We start from the raw sequence: 17,711 nt of genomic DNA on the forward strand, positions 1-17,711 counted from the left end.
AATGTGTTATAAAAACAAAAAACAGTATTTTATACCAACTTAAAAAGCCAATTGTTTGTTGTCATTGATAAAATATTGTCTATTTGGATTTTTTAACAAAATACTTTTTATTGAAAAAATAATTAAACATAAATACCTTACCAGAATTGTCTGCTTTATAATGTACTCACTTATCTGCATACTACTGCCAATAAGTAACAAGAGTGACATAAACTCAAAACACTTATCTATAATAATATATTGCTAACTCACTACGAAAAATAGGTTCCTTTTTTATCATGAATAATGAAAACTTTAGTGCAGATAACAACCCTGCACCTACAATTGACCCACAAAATCAAACTGATACTTTTGTTTTCCATGCTGAGCCTCGCGCGGTAGATGCTGGTGAAGGGGTTAACTGGATCAGCCAATCATGGTCTCTCGTTAAAGAGAAACTGGGTATGTGGATCTTGATTAACATCGTACTATTTGCATTAATCTTTATCATTTCGATGATCCCTTTCCTTAATTTACTGATTACCTTTATTACTCCTATTTTTATTGGCGGTATTATTGCAATCTGTGAAAACCAGCGTAAAACAGGTCAAGCTGAAATTGGCTTACTATTCGCCGGTTTCCAAAATAAATTCGGTACCCTATTTGCCGTTGGTGCAATCAACTTTGCCGCTAACTTAGTGGGTATGATCATCGCCTTTATTATTGGTGGTTCCGCTATGTTTGGTTTATTGATGGAAAGCAACCAATATGGCTCACCATCTGATGCTGCAATCCTTGCGTCTTCAGGTACATTCTTCTTTGCAATCATTATTATGGCTGTTGCTGCATTAGTCGGTACCGCATTAACTTGGTTTGCACCTGCACTGGTAATGAACCATAACTTTACTGTTGGCGCTGCAATTTCTGCCAGCTTACAAGCTGTTAAGAAAAACATCCTGCCAGGTATTCTGTTCTTTATCGTTATTTCAATCCTAATGATAATCTCAGTTATTCCTTTAGGTTTAGGTCTGTTAGTTTCTATGCCAATTATGTATGCTTGTTATTACAGCAGCTACCGTAGCCTGTTTTTCTCCCAAGTAAAATAAGCCAAGGTATGATGATTTAGCGATTTTGCTAAATCATTAAATCTAAAAAAGGAAAGCATTTGCTTTCCTTTTTACTATCCCCTACAAATCCACATATATTCCTTTAAATAATAATTTTCTTTCTCCTTTTTTAAATTAGAGTTGTTTTCCATGTATTTCGATATCACTGATTTGAAACTGTGTTAATGTCGCTAATGCAGGAAGCATCAGCCATGGAGAGGAACTAACTTATCTTACATTGCAATCTGTAGGTGAATGGGTGGGTTAGAAAATGAATTAAATATTGGCATATTTAGTCATTCAGTGAAAGGGGGCTCAGGTTTAACCTGAAGATACTTATTCAGAACACGTTAAATTTACAAAAAAAACGCGACCACTATGAGCCGCGTTTAACTTTTGAAAGAATAACGGAAATTAACCGATATATTCTAGGCCTTTCATATATGGGCGTAATACTTCTGGAACTTCAATACGGCCATCTGCTAATTGGTAGTTTTCTAAAATCGCCACCAATGTACGACCAACGGCTAAACCAGAACCATTTAGCGTATGAACTAGTTGAGTTTTCTTATCACTCTTACCACGGAAACGCGCTTGCATACGACGTGCTTGGAAATCCCACATGTTTGAACAAGAAGAAATCTCACGGTATGTATTTTGAGCTGGTAACCATACTTCTAAGTCGTAAGTTTTGCGTGAACCGAAACCAATATCACCAGTACATAAAATCACTTTACGGTAAGGTAAGTTCAATAATTGCAGAACCTTCTCAGCGTGACCTGTTAGCTCTTCCAGTGCATCCATCGATTTTTCAGGGTGAACTATTTGTACAAGCTCAACTTTGTCGAACTGGTGCATACGGATAAGACCACGAGTATCCCGACCATATGAACCCGCTTCAGAACGGAAACAAGGTGTATGTGCAGTCATTTTTAGCGGAAGATCATTTTCATCTAAAATTTCATCCCGTACTAAGTTAGTAACAGGGACTTCTGCTGTTGGGATCAACGCATAAGTGCTGCTGTCTGCTTCTTCTTCCAACGGTTTGGTATGGAATAAATCTTCACCAAACTTTGGTAATTGGCCGGTACCGTACAGCGTATCATGATTGACCAAATACGGAACATATAGCTCTTGATAACCATGCTGCTCTGTATGTAAATCCAACATAAATTGGGCTAACGCACGGTGCATACGGGCTATTTGCCCTTTCATCACCACGAAGCGTGCACCGGTCAGTTTTACCGCAGCAGGGAAGTCTAGGCCCCCTGTTAATTCGCCTAGGCTAACGTGATCTTTAACTTCAAAATCATATTCACGAGGTTTACCCCAACGCGCAACCTCGACATTGTCGGAATCATCTTTGCCATCAGGAACTTGGTCATCAGGAATATTCGGGATACTCAATGCAATATCACGGATTTCTTGTTGCAGCTTGTCTAATTCTGCCTTAGCAGAATCCAATTTTTCGCCTAATAAGTTAACTTCTTGACGTAATGGCTCAATATCTTCACCACGTGCCTTAGCCGCACCGATAGTTTTCGATCGCGAGTTACGGTCTGCTTGCAGGGTTTCAGTTTCAACTTGTAAAACTTTGCGGCGTTCTTCTAATTCACGCAGCTTTTCCACATCAAGGGTAAAACCCCTGCGAGCCAGTTTTTCAGCAACCGCGTCTAGCTCCGTACGCAGTAAATTTGGATCGAGCATGCTTATCCTGTGATAATTGTTAGTTATTGATGGTACTTAATATAACGCATTCCAGCGTTATAAATAAAAGTATAGTAATTGGCTATATAACCTTACCGCATTGCCCAGTTTAGCGATAGCGTTTTATGGCACTATTTTGATCCTGTTGGGCTAACCAGTCTAATTTTTCAGCAAACTTGCTCTCTTGCCCTCGTTTTTCAGGGTAATAATAACGCGTTGCCTGCATTGGCTCAGGAAAGTAGTTTTCCCCAGCAGCGTAAGCATTAGGCTCATCATGAGCATAACGATACCCTTTCCCTGCCCCCATTTCTTTTAACAACTTAGTTGGGGCGTTGCGTAAATGCTCAGGGACATCGTAGTCGGGCTGCATTTGAGCATCTTTAATAGCTGCTTTATATGCGGTGTAGACAGCATTACTTTTTGGAGCGCAGGCAAGGTAAATAATCGCTTGGGCAATTGCACGCTCACCTTCTGCGGGCCCCACTCGGGTAAAACAATCCCATGCAGAAATGGCCACTTGCATAGCCCGAGGGTCGGCATTCCCGACATCTTCAGAAGCTATTGCTAACAAGCGGCGTGCGACATAAAGTGGATCTCCCCCCGCCGTAATGATCCTTGCATACCAATAGAGCGCGGCGTCAGGGGCCGAGCCTCTTACTGACTTATGCAATGCAGAAATTAAATCGTAATAACGGTCACCTTTATTATCGAAGCGTGCAGTACGTTCACCACTGACTTCTTTCAGTAAGTCAGCGGTCAAAATACGTTGGCCTTGGCTATCGGCTTCAGCCATATCGGCCATCATTTCCAATAAATTCAATGAGCGCCGAGCATCGCCATTAACTAACTGTGCAATAATTTTACGTGTACTGTCAGGTAGAAGAATATTTTGCCCACCTAGCCCTCTTTCTGTATCAGCTAAGGCTTGTAACAATACTAGCTCAATATCCGCTTCTTCCAGTGACTTAAGTAAATAAACCCTTGCGCGCGAAAGTAGTGCAGAATTCAACTCAAATGAAGGGTTCTCTGTTGTCGCCCCAATGAATGTGATCGTGCCATCTTCGATATGAGGTAAAAAAGCATCTTGCTGGCTTTTATTAAAACGATGAACTTCATCCACAAATAAAATTGTTCTGCGGCCTGCGCTACGGTTTTGGCGTGCTTTTTCTATTGACTCACGGATTTCTTTAACACCTGAGGTAACAGCAGAAATACGCTCTATGTCAGCCTGAGCATAATGGCCAATCACTTCAGCAAGAGTCGTTTTACCTGTCCCCGGTGGCCCCCATAAAATCATGGAGTGCAAATGCCCTGCTTTAATAGCGCGTGGTAATGGTTTCCCCTCCGCTAACAAATGCTTTTGGCCAATGTATTGCTCAAGGGTTTCAGGCCGCATTCTTGCTGCTAAAGGTTGGAATTCATTCTGCGAAAAATCGAGAGACAGGTTACCCACGAGATCCTCTTTTTTACGTCTTAAAAATAAAGAAGTGCAAATCACCAGGCCATTAAAACCTGATGATTATTGTCGTTACTATTGGTTATTTTGCATTCGGTCGCTGGTCATCTAAGGTCACCCCTTTAGGCATCGTAAATTTGAATTTACTTGCATCAACAGGACCATTTTTTTGTTCTTTTAACTGATAAGCACTGACTTGCCCATCCTGTTCCACTGCCGAAAATTTTTCAATTGTCCCCTCTGGTGAGACTGTGATTGAAAAACGTTTCAAGGTGCCATTAGTTTGCTTTGGTTTTAAATCAAACGTGTTACCTTGCTGAATAATTGAATACTGCTTCCAATCTTTAGGATCATTACGAGTGATTAATAAAAATGGCGTGTCTTGTGTGGCATCGGCCAAATTAGTTACCGTAACTTGTTCAACAAAAGGGTTATAAAACCACAAGTTTTTGCCGTCCGAGACTAATACACTTTCATCAGGTGATGTCATATTCCAATTGAATAAATTCGGGCGTTCAAGCCATAAATCCCCAACACCTTCTTGAACAAGATCCCCTTCAGGGCTAGTCACCTTCTGTGAAAAACTGGCTTGGAAGCTATTGACCTTGTTCAGACGAGCTTGTAGGTCTTGGCTGGCGTCGGCCAGTACTTGGCCGATATGTAAACTGAAGGCGAGTACGCCTAATAACATCATTTTTTTCATCGAACAATGACCTTAAGTTATGACCCTAAGAGGTGTGATAACGTTATACACCCCTAAAATTAAACCAACAATCAGCACACTAAATGATTAAGCTGTTAACCTATTTTTAATGCCCCATTGACGGTGGCGCAAGGACTTCACGATTCCCGTTATGACCTTGTTCACTCACAATACCTTGGATCTCCATTTGCTCAACAATCCTTGCGGCGCGGTTATAGCCAATCCTAAATTGACGTTGAACACCGGAAATAGAAACACGTTGTTTTTCAACCACAAACTCTACAGCTTGGTCAAATAATGGGTCAAGTTCTTCCCCACCACTATCATAGCCCCCACCTTCGTTATCATCACTACAAGTGGTAATGTTATCAATATATTGTGGTTTCCCACGCGCCTTCCAATCATTCACAACCGCATGAACCTCTTGGTCACGAACAAAAGCACCGTGTACACGCATAGGGATTGATGAGTTTGGCGGAAGATATAGCATATCCCCCATCCCTAATAGGGACTCAGCACCGCCTTGGTCAAGGATAGTACGAGAGTCTATTTTACTGGAAACAGTAAATGCAATACGAGTAGGGATGTTTGCTTTGATCAACCCAGTGATAATGTCGACAGACGGACGTTGCGTTGCAAGAACAAGGTGAATACCTGCTGCTCGGGCTTTTTGTGCCAATCGAGCAATTAGCTCCTCAACTTTTTTACCTGCCGTCATCATTAAATCAGCAAATTCATCAACCATAACAACGATATAAGGTTCTTTTTTCAGCATAGGATGTTCAATTTCCATGCTATCACTAGGTTTCCAATGTGGATCAGGTATTGGACGCCCCATCTCTTCGGCTGCTTTAATTTTATCATTATAACCCGCAAGGTTACGTACACCGAGAGCAGACATTAGCTTATAACGACGTTCCATTTCATTCACACACCAACGTAATGCATTAGCGGCGTCTTTCATGTCGGTAACGACTTCTGTCAATAAATGCGGGATCCCTTCATAGATGGAAAGCTCCAACATTTTCGGGTCAATCATAATAAAGCGGACATCTTCGGGCTTCGCTTTATACAAAATACTGAGGATCATGGCGTTGACACCAACGGATTTACCTGACCCAGTGGTACCTGCTACTAATAAATGCGGCATTTTTGCTAAATCAGCAACCACGGGGTCACCTTCGATATCTTTACCTAACACAATCGTTAATGGCGAAGGGTTTTTCCTAAAGTCATCGCAGTCTAAAACTTCACTTAAATAAACCGTTTGGCGTTTTTCGTTAGGGAGTTCAAGCCCAACGTACGGCTTACCCGGTATCACTTCCACAACACGTACTGCCACTGTAGATAAAGAGCGTGCAAGGTCTCGTGATAATGTTGATATACGAGCGGCTTTCACACCGGGTGCCAAATCCAGTTCAAAACGCGTGATCACAGGCCCTGGGGAGAAACCAACAACCTCAGCTTTCACCCGATAGTCATTTAACCGAGCTTCGATTAACCTAGCGGTTTGCTCAAGTTTAAACATGTCGACTGGTTCTTCCTGTTCAGGTGGGCTCGCCAGTAAGTCAAGGGATGGCATTGGTGTTGTTGGTTTTGGTAAAGGTTGATCATTTCGCACCAAAAACGGGTGGAATAAGCTATCTTGCTGTGGCTGCTGTGGCTGCTGTGGCTGCTGTGGCTGCTGTGGCTGCTGTGGCTGCTGTGGCTGCTGTGGCTGCTGTGGCTGCTGTGGCTGCTGTGGCTGCGCAAAAGTGTGTGCCGATGTTGACGAATTGCCAAGACCTTCATGAATATTATTTTGTGAATTTTCCGAAGGAACTGGCACCGCACTAAATGAAGGCATAAATAATGGGTCAGCTGGTTCATCGTCTACCAGATCATCAACTGGAGAAAAACTACCCAGCACGGAAAACTCTTTTTTCAAATCAACCTTAGATTCAAAGTGATCAGATATCTGGGAATGTTCATCTTCTGCAAAGCTATTTTTGTACACGTCATCGACTGCAGGAGTGGATTCAGTTGATGCGGGTATTGTGTGAGTATTATTAGAAAATGCTGACGCTGATGGCCAACGATGCTCAATTTCTGGCTGCGTCAAAGAACCTGATTCAGATGGTTCATCTTGCTGCTGTTGCTCTGCAACGCTCGGTTGTGCGCTAAATACCGGCGATTCATAGTCAGTTTCATCGATATCACCATAACGCTCTCGTTGTTGCTCTAAGAACTGAGCTCGTAGCAATTCATCTTGCTGTGCTTCCTCTTCCGTTTCAGAGGACTCCTGCTCACCTGCGGACCACTGTTGATACGCTTGCTCGCGTTTTAACGCCTCTTCTTGGCGGCGTTGCAACTCAGCATCACGCTGAGAAGGGATACGAATACCGTAAAGTTCACGACGAGTAGGTAAACGAACAGGGTTTGGCCTTGGTAATTCAGGCTCTACTGTTTGTTTTACTTGGGCGTGGCGTTCAAGTGCGGCAATGGAAATCCCCGCAGCAGCAATGGCCGCTGGATCTGAAACACGCTCCGTCACTGTTGAACTTACAGCACTCGCGACATCACTAACATTCATCGATGGCGATGAAAGTGATTGTGGCTCAAACGAGTTATATTGTGGCCTTTGAGGCTCTATTTGATTATTTGACTGTTCTTGATGAGGAACATCAGCTTGATTTTGTGGTGTTATATGCTCATTAGCGTGATATTCAAATGGCGTGGATGTCGCGTTTGATTGATGAACAGGAGGTTCATCCGATATTGGTGCCGTTTCCTCAAAACCAGAACCTAATTGAGGTTGGTAATCTTCAGGCACTTCAAAATGATAGGTATTAGGCTCATCAATAGCAGAAAACGATGGCACCGTTTCTTGTTCCGGTACACCTTGAGCCGCTATTGGCGTTGCCCCTTCAGTAACCGCTGTATTTTCGGTAGACTCTGCCTCTGGTGCAGGGGATACTTCAGTCACCAACTCGGCAACAGTAGGCGCAGAAAATAAAACGTCATCTGGGTCTATAGTATCTGGGTAATTGTTAGCCCTATGCTCTGCTTCTTGCGCACGTTGTAACGCACCTTCGGTTTCTTCGACATCTACATCATAGTCATCTAAGTCATCCCCCCTCGCCCTATTTGTTAATAAAGCGATAGGAAAAAGGACGGCAGATCCAATTTTTTCTGCAATTGTCAGCCATGACCAACCTGTAAATAACGTAAAACTAATAGCCCATAAGAACAGCAATGCAAGTGTTGCACCTAATGAGTTAAACCACGGCATTATTGCGTTACTAAACACGCTACCAATAACACCGCCTGAAGCAAAGTTAGGTAAATCATCAAAATTCAGTGCAGCTAGCCCACAAGAGGATAAAATTAGCGCTAACCCACCAATTAACCTTAGAGAAAGAGAGAAAAAATCAATATAGCGACGCTGACTTTCGTATTGGAAAATAGCCCAGCAACCGAGAATTAATAAGGGAGGAATTGCAAAAGCAAGAATACCAAAAGCAGAAAAAAGAATATCCGCGCTCCATGAGCCAACACTACCACCTAAATTCTTTACGGGCGCATTCCATGTGGTTTGGGACCAACTTGGGTCCGAAGGGCTGAAACTCAATAAAGCAACCATTAAAAAGATAGCGCTCAAGCAAATTGCGAGCAAAATAACCTCTAATAGCCGCCTACCGCTACTTAATTTTTTAAATTTGATGTGTTTATCTTCTGTGTATTCTTGGCTCATTATTGTTTCTTTGCTGACTGATGTTCTTTACTGATTTATGTTTATTCTAACATTAATCGCCTTGCTGTGCCTGTTTTACCGTTACGGAAGTAAATCAATGCATCACAGGAACGACAAGTTTCAGTATTTCATCTAACGCATAAGGATTCAATTTCTATTTCCCGTTAAAAATCCTAAATATTTATAGATTTAAAATCAATTAATTGGAAACAATACTCCTTGTTTACTAAGTAATTTTAGCAAACAAATGTCAACGCGGTTAGATTTGCGATTAAATGAGACACTTGAGGGTGAATAACACAATGTTTTTACTGTATTAAAACGGAACAACGCTGAGTAAACTCAGCGTTGAAACTGCAGTGCGACAACAAAGCTGAAAATGCTGTGCTGAAGTGAGGTTAAAAAAGTAAAAATTAGCGTGTTTTAATCACTAAACGGTTACTTTGTTTAACTTCTTCCATAACCACGTAGGTACGAGTATCGTTTACACCAGGTAAGCGTAAAAGAGTTTCACCTAGCAGCTTACGATATGCGGACATATCTGGCACACGCGTTTTCAACAAGTAGTCAAAATCACCAGAAACAAGGTGACATTCTTGAATTTCTTCAAGCTTTTGAACTGCTGTATTGAATTGTTCGAACACGTCTGGTGCACCACGATTCAGTGTAATCTCAACGAACACTAATAGGGATGCATCTAAGTAATGTGGATTTAACAAGGCGGTATAGCCAGAAATAAACCCTTGTCTTTCAAGACGACGCACACGCTCTAAACACGGTGTCGGTGATAAACCAACACGCTTAGACAATTCTACGTTAGAGATTCGCCCGTCTTTTTGTAGTTCGTTTAATATATTCCTGTCGATACGGTCAAGGTCTTTGCCTGGACGCTTTTTATTGTCAATCATCTCTTAATCTCTCTTTCTCTAATTGTTATTTTCTACATCTATAAAATAGCACCTTAGCCGCACCTTTTATATTTAGGGAACCGTGTTCAGGAGCAAATTTTATTCATAGTGCTGAATTTCGTGTGAATGTAATTATCACCCACAATTTTGACTCATTTTTTAAGTTTGTAAGTAGCGTAAAGTTAACTTTCCAGTAAGAACAAAAATGCGCCATTTCCATTGACCTGCTAGATAATTAACTCTTACACAGATGTTTTCGCAAATGCGCAGCCGATTGTCAAAGCAAATGAATAAAAATCAGTACAAGATTTCGCTTTTTTTTCCAGTAAAACGTTTCGCAGCCTTAATTCAAGATAATTCCTAAAAATTGTGAAGCGTGACATATTCAACTTTTTGCTACATTTTTTTACAATTAGTAGGTATTGCCTATCATAGAAATTAGTGGCATGACACTCACTCGCACTTAAACCACTTTTGTTAACCTGCTATTTCTCCTACAATCCTGTTAACGCTTTTTTTTAGATTAAAAGAGGAATTCATGAGCACAACCACACATCGCAAGTTAATCATTCTAGGTTCAGGCCCCGCAGGTTATACTGCCGCAGTCTATGCTGCACGCGCAAATTTAAGCCCAGCCCTGATTACTGGGGTGGAAAAAGGTGGTCAGTTAACTACCACCACTGAAGTTGAAAACTGGCCAGGCGACCCTGAAGGGCTTACTGGACCGATGCTAATGGAGCGCATGCATGAGCACGCAGTTAAATTTGAAACTGAAATCATCTCTGACCATATTCAAAAAGTAGATTTAAAGCAACGCCCTTTCCGACTAATCGGTGATGAAAATCAATATACTTGTGATGCCCTCATTATCGCAACAGGTGCTTCTGCTCGTTATATTGGTTTACCTTCAGAGGAAGCCTTTAAAGGTCGTGGGGTCTCTGCTTGTGCCACTTGTGATGGATTTTTTTACCGTAACCAAAAAGTCGCCGTCGTTGGTGGTGGAAATACCGCGGTTGAAGAAGCACTATATTTATCAAATATTGCCTCAGAAGTTCATTTGATCCACCGTCGTGATAGCTTCCGTGCAGAAAAAATCCTTATTAATCGTTTAATGGATAAAGTCGAAAACGGCAATATTATTCTGCATACCGACCGTACTTTAAACGAAGTACTCGGCGATGACATGGGGGTTACGGGTGTACGCCTTGAGTGCACTAAAACCCACGAAACAGAAGAAATACCTGTAATGGGAGCCTTTATTGCTATCGGCCATAGCCCAAATACCGCTATTTTTGAAGGGCAATTAGACTTAGACAATGGTTACATTAAAGTCCAATCTGGCACACAAGGTAATGCAACCCAAACCTCAGTAGAAGGTGTTTTCGCCGCTGGTGATGTAATGGACCATATATACCGCCAAGCCATCACCTCAGCAGGGACAGGCTGTATGGCAGCATTAGATGCAGAACGTTACCTTGATGGGCTTGCTTCTAAATAATCTATAACGAACATCTAGGCTTTAATCTTAAATAGATTAAAGCCTTTTTTATTCCTTCCTACTCTCCCTAGTTTTTCTTAACAACTTGCTATTGCTCTATATTTTAAGAGCAAGTTTATATTGCGTGCAAAACATTCAACCTATACTGTTTTTACATAAAATTAACGTTAACAAGGCACAAATATGGGGCAGCAATTAGGGCGTGATGATATTCGTGGTTATGCCTATTTTATTATTGTAGTTCTCGCAATAATCCAAGGTGTTATTATTGCAGCTACCACGGATTATTCTATCCGTTATGATAGCCAGTTAAGTACAACAACAGTGTATCTACCAGTCTTACTCGCTATTTTTGTTCCTTCGGTCATTAGCTACTTAATTACTAATGCGAAATCCGCCATTTTTTATCTCAATATTGCAATTACAGTCGGGTTAACTTGCTGGATTAACTACTGGCACGCCCAAGATTTTAAAACGCCAACAGAAGCAGACCCATTTTTTGCCTTTCTCACTCTGACTGTTTTATTCTTTTTCATGTTGCCATGGATGCAAATGTTACAAACAAGCGCAACATGGAAAATCAATTACAGTTGCTTAATGGGTTTATATATTAAAAATACTTTCCTAGGTATTTTATCCTCTGCCATTGGTGGGCTATTAGCGCTAATTATAAAGCTAGCTAGCTTTTTATTTGGCATTGTAAACCTCAATTTTTTGCACGATATCCTAGATAACGAATTAGTCTATTGGGCAGGCTTTGCTCTTGGATTCAATATCAGTTTGGTCTTTTTAAGGGCTGTACTTGATATTCAACTTAGTAATTTTGCCAGTTTTATTGCTCTGTTTTTCTTACCGTTGCTTAACCTAGTCGCTGCCATTTTCTTAGTGGGTTTTGTGATTTCATATTTCTCAGGTTTAGCCTCCGTCGGTCTAGGTTCGGCAGTCATGCTGTGGTTTATTATCCTGAACCTTATTTTTATTAACTTCGTATATGGTGATGGCAGTACACAATACCGATTCCGTCCGGGGCTAAATGGTTTTGTTCTCCTTAGCATTATTCTGCTCAATGCATTTTCAGCACTGTCTCTATACGGGATCATTGCACGTGTTAACCAATACAGTTGGAGCATTGAGCGCTTATACGCTTTCACAATTGCCTTGTTTTTATCCGCTATTGTCCTTGCTTATAGCCTTGCAATTCTTCGCAAAAAAACAGCATGGATGGCATCTCTAGGTACTATCAACAAAGTCGGTATTTTGTCTTTGCTAGCGATTATTTTGGTCATCAATAGCCCGATTGCCGATTTTAAAAGGATCACGGTCAACAGTATCATAGCGGGGGTTGAAAACGGCAAAATTAAGGTAAATAGTTCTTTAGCATACGACTTAAAGCATTTAGGTGAATATGGGGAACAAGCCTATAAACAATTAGATAAAAACCCAGAATACACAGAAGCGTTTCAAACTAGCCCATACAATGAAGAACAACGTAAGCCATTGAAAGGTGTGTTAATACAAGCTAAAAACAGCCCTAAATTACCAGATAGTTGGTTTGACCTCGGTGAAAATCTCACCGGTGAATGGTATTGCACATCACAGTATGAGCCATACTCATGCATGGGCTTTATGGCAGACGCCAACCAAAATGGACAAAATGATGTTGTTATGTGTTATACCTACCCCACCAGTGCCAGTATTGAATGTAATATTTGGCAACAACAGGAACAAAGCTGGGAGTTAGTCGATAACCAAACTCGTTTGTTTAATACTGTACAAGCGAAAGACAAAGCTTGGGATAATTTATTAGACGGACATTTTCAATTAAAACCTAAAGAATGGTTAATGATTGACCCTACCCCTTAGTTTTTTCTAAAAATGTAGATGGCTTAACAGAATGTCATTTAGCCATCTACATATCAAATAAAAATACAGTAATATCTCAACCAACCTCATCTTTTAAGACTGACTGAAATATTAAATTTACCTTTATAAAACAATTTAATAACAAAACACAGTTCACTTTAAATAAGGTGCTTTTATTATGTAACATATCCTAATGAAGCTGTTATGATGGAGCCTAAATAACTCGAATTACCGAGCAAGATCAAAAATACTGGTTTTCATATCGTCATTAATTATGTTGCTAGGTCACTCTATTATCTTTCTTGTGCAGTTTAAAATAGGGACTAGCGCAATATAGTAATGATGAAAGCGACGTTAGGTTGGCATAATCTAACTACACTCAATAACATTAAAACTACACCTGCTAACTAAATCATTATGGATAAATCAAGACAGACTGAATTGGTACGTTGGTTAAAACAACACAGTGCTCCCGCGAAGCGCTGGTTGCGGATCTCTATGCTGTTGGGCATGCTTAGTGGCTTACTGATTATTGCTCAAGCGTGGTATTTAGCCGTTATCCTACAAGCATTAATTATGGATGGCACTCCACGGGAACAACTTGTAACGCCTTTTATTCTACTAATTAGCGTCTTTATTCTTCGTGCAATTGTCACTTACATACGAGAACGTATTGGCTTTCGCTGTGGGCAAGTTGTACGCCAAGAAATCCGCACAATGGTGCTAGATAAACTCCAAGAATTAGGCCCCGTTTGGGTCAAAGGGAAACCAGCGGGAAGTTGGGCAACCATTATTCTTGAACAAATCGAAGATATGCAAGACTACTACTCCCGCTATCTACCTCAAATGTATTTAGCGGGTATTATCCCCATCATGATTTTGATTGCTATCTTTCCCTTTAACTGGGCTGCTGCGTTAATTTTATTCGTGACCGCACCGCTTATTCCTATTTTTATGGCATTAGTTGGGCTTGGCGCTGCGGATGCTAATAGGCGTAATTTCATTGCATTAGGCCGCCTCAGCGGTAGTTTTCTTGATAGGTTGCGAGGCCTCGATACTTTACGATTATTCTTCCGTGAAAAAGCAGAAATTCAGCAAATTCGTGAGTCAACTGATGATTTTCGCTCTAGAACCATGGAAGTACTGCGGATGGCCTTTCTCTCTTCTGGGGTCCTCGAATTTTTTGCGTCAATTTCTATTGCGGTTGTTGCCGTCTACTTCGGGTTTTCATACCTTGGTGAAATGAACTTCGGTAGCTATGGTTTACCTGTCACACTGTTTGCGGGTTTTTTAGCTCTCATTCTTTCCCCTGAATTCTTCCAGCCATTGCGTGATCTCGGCACATATTACCATGCGAAAGCCCAAGCGGTTGGAGCTGCTGAAACGTTAGAAACATTGCTAAATAGCGAGGGGGAACAAAAAGCCCAGCAAGGTACAAAAACCCTCCCAAATGAACCTATTCGTATCGAAGCCAAGCAGCTAGAAATTTTATCGCACGATGGGGTGTGTCTTGCAGGGCCATTAGATTTTAGTATTGAACCACAGCAACGTATTGCTTTAGTAGGCCAAAGCGGTGCGGGCAAAAGCTCTCTACTCAATCTACTATTGGGTTTTTTACCCTATAACGGCTCAATCACGGTAAATGGCATTGAATTAAGTGAATTATGCCCCGATAAGTGGCGTGAATTGCTTGGCTGGGTTGGGCAAAACCCACATCTACCCGAACAAACACTGATTGAAAATATCTGTTTAGGTAAACCTAACGCTTCTGAAGCAGAAGTTAAACATGCTATTGATAATGCTTATGTCTCTGAATTTTTATCGCACTTACCTGATGGCTTAAATACACGGCTGGGCGATTACGCCGCTCGCCTTTCTGTTGGGCAAGCACAACGAGTTGCTGTTGCTCGCGTTTTATTGAAACCATCGCGTTTATTGCTGTTAGATGAGCCCGCCGCAAGCCTTGATTCTCATAGCGAACAACGGGTTATGCAAACACTAAACCAGCTATCAGAGCAACAGACGACCCTGTTAGTCACCCATTTACTGGAAGAAACTATCGATTACGACCAAATTTGGGTAATGGCTAATGGCCAAATCATTCAACGGGGTAATTACAAACAACTCAGTCAATCTGAAGGGGCGTTTGCCCAGTTACTTGCCCACCGCAGTGAGGAGCTTTGATAATGAAAGTTTTATTACCCTTCTTAGCCCTTTATCGCCGTCATTGGTTTTTGATCACCTTAGGCATTATTTTAGCCATTGTGACCCTACTTGCCAGTATTGGGCTGTTAACTCTTTCTGGTTGGTTTTTAGCAGGTACCGCAATTGCCGGTTTCCCTGGGCTGTACTACTTTAATTATATGTTACCTGCCGCAGGTGTACGTGGCGCTGCTATTTTCCGTACTGCTGGTCGCTATGGAGAACGCCTAGTTAGTCACGATGCGACGTTTAAAGTTTTAGCTCACCTACGTGTTTTTGCATTTAGTAAAGTACTTCCACTCTCCCCAGGTGGGATCAGCCGCTTTCGCCAAGGTGAATTACTTAACCGCCTTGTTGCCGATGTAGAAACACTTGATCACCTCTATTTACGGGTGTTATCACCAATTATCACTGCATTTTTCGTGACTTTCGTGCTGATTTTTGGCTTAAGTTATCTTGACCCTCGCCTTGCGTGGACACTGGGAGGGGTCATGTTATTTTTATTATTTACCATGCCAATAGCCTTTTATCATGCGGGTAAACCAATTGGTCGAGAACTGACTGAATTACGTGGAAATTACCGCACTATTTTAACGTCCGCACTACAAGGGCAAGCGGAATTAACATTATTTGGCGCAACATCGCGTTTTCGCCAAACCTTGTGGGGGATAGAAAATAGCTGGCAAGCTCGCCAACAGCAACAAGCTGCGCTTACAGGGCTATCACAAGCGGTTATCTTGTTTGCATCGGGTATTACCGCAACATTATTGCTGTGGATGGCTGCGGAGCATGTAGGAGGTGATACAAAGCCTGGCGCATTAATCGCATTATTTGTTTTCTGCGCCTTAGCAGCCTTTGAAGCGCTAGGCCCAGTTGCTGTTGCTTTCCAACATATGGGCCAAGTTATTGCTTCTGCCACCCGAGTTTCACAACTGATGACAGCCAAACCGGAAGTGACTTTCCCTACCCAAAGCCATTCAATAGAAACACTAGAAAGCTTAGAGGTTGAAAATATTTCGTTTACTTATCCAGAGCAGCCTTTTGCTGTTCTGAACAATGTCTCCCTGTCTTTGACTAAAGGCCAACATTTTGCCTTGTTAGGTAAGACTGGCTGTGGAAAATCTACTTTGCTTCAGCTTCTTACCCGCGCATGGGATGTCGACAGTGGAAGCATTACTCTCAATGGTCATCCCATCAATGAGTTTAGTGAACAAGCCTTGCGCAGCGTGATGTCCGTAGTACCACAGCGCGTTCATGTGTTTAGTGATACTTTGCGTAATAATTTATTATTAGCAAAAGAACAAGCGACTGATGCAGAACTTAATGAAGTGCTTCGCCAAGTTGGGTTAGGTAATTTGTTAGAAAACGAATTAAAACTCAATGCATGGATGGGCGATGGTGGCCGCCAATTATCTGGAGGGGAACAACGCCGCTTAGGGATTGCTCGGGCACTATTACACAATACTCCATTAGTCCTTATGGATGAACCGACAGAAGGGCTTGATGCACAAACTGAGCAACAAATTTTAGCACTGCTAAAAGAAAAGTGTGCAGATAAAACCTTGATTGTCATTACTCATCGGATGCAAGGTCTAGAAGAAATGGATAACATATGTGTGATGGATGATGGTAAAATCGTCGAACAAGGCACCCATCAAGCGCTGTTAGATATGCAAGGTCGGTATTACCAATTCCGCCAGCGCCATTGGGTACAGCAACCCCTTTGAGGCGCATATGTACCAATTAGATGATGACTCCAATTTATTTCCTCCCGTGTCTGAAGCGATGCGGGAACCGAATGGTTTATTAGCCATTGGGGGAGATCTTTCATCAAAAAGGCTGCAAGCTGCTTATTATGATGGTATCTTTCCTTGGTTTAATCCTGGAGAGATGCCTTTATGGTGGTCACCAGACCCCAGAGCTGTGCTAATGGTGGGCGATTTACATATTAGTCGTTCAATGAAAAAAGTGTTAAAAAAACAGATTTATCGCATTACGATTAACACTGCTTTCAAGCAAGTTATTGAAGCTTGTTCTGTCCGTCCCGAAGGTACGTGGATTTTACCTGAAGTACAAGCCGGTTATCTGGCTTTGCATCAAGAAGGGATCGCACATTCTGTTGAGGCTTGGCATGGCTCACAACTTGTTGGGGGGCTTTACGGCGTGAACATGGGTCACCTATTTTGTGGGGAATCTATGTTCAGTAGAATGAATGATGCATCCAAATTTGCTTTTATTACATTCTATTTTCATTTTTTGCGCTATAATGGGCAGCTTTTTGATTGTCAGGTACTTAACCACCATACCGCCTCGATGGGCGCAAAAGAGATATCCCGTAGGGATTTTTTACATATTCTTTATCGGTGGCGTAACAAAGCGATTGACCCCGCCTGCTGGTTACCGCAATCGATTGAAATACCGCCAATTTTTAATTAGTGAAAATTGGTTTTTACAATAATTTTATTCCCCATGAAAAAATAAAGATCGTGTTAAAATGCGACACTTCTTTACTTAGTGCGGGTTTTTGGGCATTATCTTGCCCGTTAAAAATCACGG

The 17,711-nt window shown here is 41.6% G+C and carries 11 protein-coding genes; 6 read left to right on the forward strand and 5 right to left on the reverse strand.

Annotation, left to right across the window (positions count from 1 at the left end):
* The first annotated feature begins 278 nt into the window (after window positions 1-278).
* Entirely contained in the window at window positions 279-1,085 is an 807-nt protein-coding gene (locus ABE954_RS15420; protein ID WP_042846502.1) for a BPSS1780 family membrane protein, read from the forward strand.
* Window positions 1,086-1,499: 414 nt separating this feature from the next.
* Here the strand turns inward: ABE954_RS15420 and serS are convergent, their stop codons facing one another.
* The 5 genes from serS to lrp all read right to left on the reverse strand — a co-directional run bounded on the left by serS (window position 1,500) and on the right by lrp (window position 9,592).
* Window positions 1,500-2,792, reverse strand: coding sequence for a serine--tRNA ligase (serS, locus tag ABE954_RS15425; RefSeq protein ID WP_042846503.1), 1,293 nt, complete (start codon window positions 2,790-2,792; stop codon window positions 1,500-1,502).
* 109 nt (window positions 2,793-2,901) lie between these two features.
* Window positions 2,902-4,245, reverse strand: coding sequence for a replication-associated recombination protein A (locus ABE954_RS15430; protein WP_042846504.1), 1,344 nt, complete (start codon window positions 4,243-4,245; stop codon window positions 2,902-2,904).
* An 85-nt stretch (window positions 4,246-4,330) separates the two neighbouring features.
* On the reverse strand, window positions 4,331-4,951 hold the full coding sequence (gene lolA / locus ABE954_RS15435) for an outer membrane lipoprotein chaperone LolA (protein ID WP_042846505.1): 621 nt from the start codon (window positions 4,949-4,951) through the stop codon (window positions 4,331-4,333).
* Window positions 4,952-5,057: 106 nt separating this feature from the next.
* Window positions 5,058-8,684 (reverse strand): DNA translocase FtsK 4TM domain-containing protein, encoded by a 3,627-nt coding sequence (locus tag ABE954_RS15440; protein ID WP_206227277.1) that lies wholly within the window; start codon window positions 8,682-8,684, stop codon window positions 5,058-5,060.
* A gap of 413 nt (window positions 8,685-9,097) precedes the next feature.
* Window positions 9,098-9,592, reverse strand: coding sequence for a leucine-responsive transcriptional regulator Lrp (gene lrp, locus ABE954_RS15445; protein ID WP_004918089.1), 495 nt, complete (start codon window positions 9,590-9,592; stop codon window positions 9,098-9,100).
* A 538-nt stretch (window positions 9,593-10,130) separates the two neighbouring features.
* Between lrp and trxB the strand changes: the two genes are divergently transcribed.
* The 5 genes from trxB to aat all read left to right on the forward strand — a co-directional run bounded on the left by trxB (window position 10,131) and on the right by aat (window position 17,591).
* Complete coding sequence (gene trxB, locus ABE954_RS15450; RefSeq protein WP_042846507.1) at window positions 10,131-11,090, forward strand: thioredoxin-disulfide reductase; 960 nt, start codon at window positions 10,131-10,133, stop codon at window positions 11,088-11,090.
* 183 nt (window positions 11,091-11,273) lie between these two features.
* Window positions 11,274-12,953 (forward strand): DUF4153 domain-containing protein, encoded by a 1,680-nt coding sequence (locus ABE954_RS15455; protein WP_264402950.1) that lies wholly within the window; start codon window positions 11,274-11,276, stop codon window positions 12,951-12,953.
* A gap of 417 nt (window positions 12,954-13,370) precedes the next feature.
* Window positions 13,371-15,137, forward strand: coding sequence for a cysteine/glutathione ABC transporter permease/ATP-binding protein CydD (gene cydD / locus ABE954_RS15460; protein ID WP_264402951.1), 1,767 nt, complete (start codon window positions 13,371-13,373; stop codon window positions 15,135-15,137).
* A gap of 2 nt (window positions 15,138-15,139) precedes the next feature.
* Window positions 15,140-16,882, forward strand: a complete 1,743-nt coding sequence (cydC, locus tag ABE954_RS15465) for a cysteine/glutathione ABC transporter ATP-binding protein/permease CydC (RefSeq protein ID WP_042846510.1) — start codon at window positions 15,140-15,142, stop codon at window positions 16,880-16,882.
* 7 nt (window positions 16,883-16,889) lie between these two features.
* The gene (gene aat, locus ABE954_RS15470; protein WP_042846511.1) at window positions 16,890-17,591 is read left to right on the forward strand and encodes a leucyl/phenylalanyl-tRNA--protein transferase; all 702 of its coding nucleotides are present in this window, start codon (window positions 16,890-16,892) and stop codon (window positions 17,589-17,591) included.
* The last annotated feature ends 120 nt before the right edge of the window (window positions 17,592-17,711 follow it).

This window comes from Providencia sp. TYF-12 (genome assembly GCF_041344805.1).
GTDB classification, from domain to species: domain Bacteria; phylum Pseudomonadota; class Gammaproteobacteria; order Enterobacterales; family Enterobacteriaceae; genus Providencia; species Providencia huashanensis.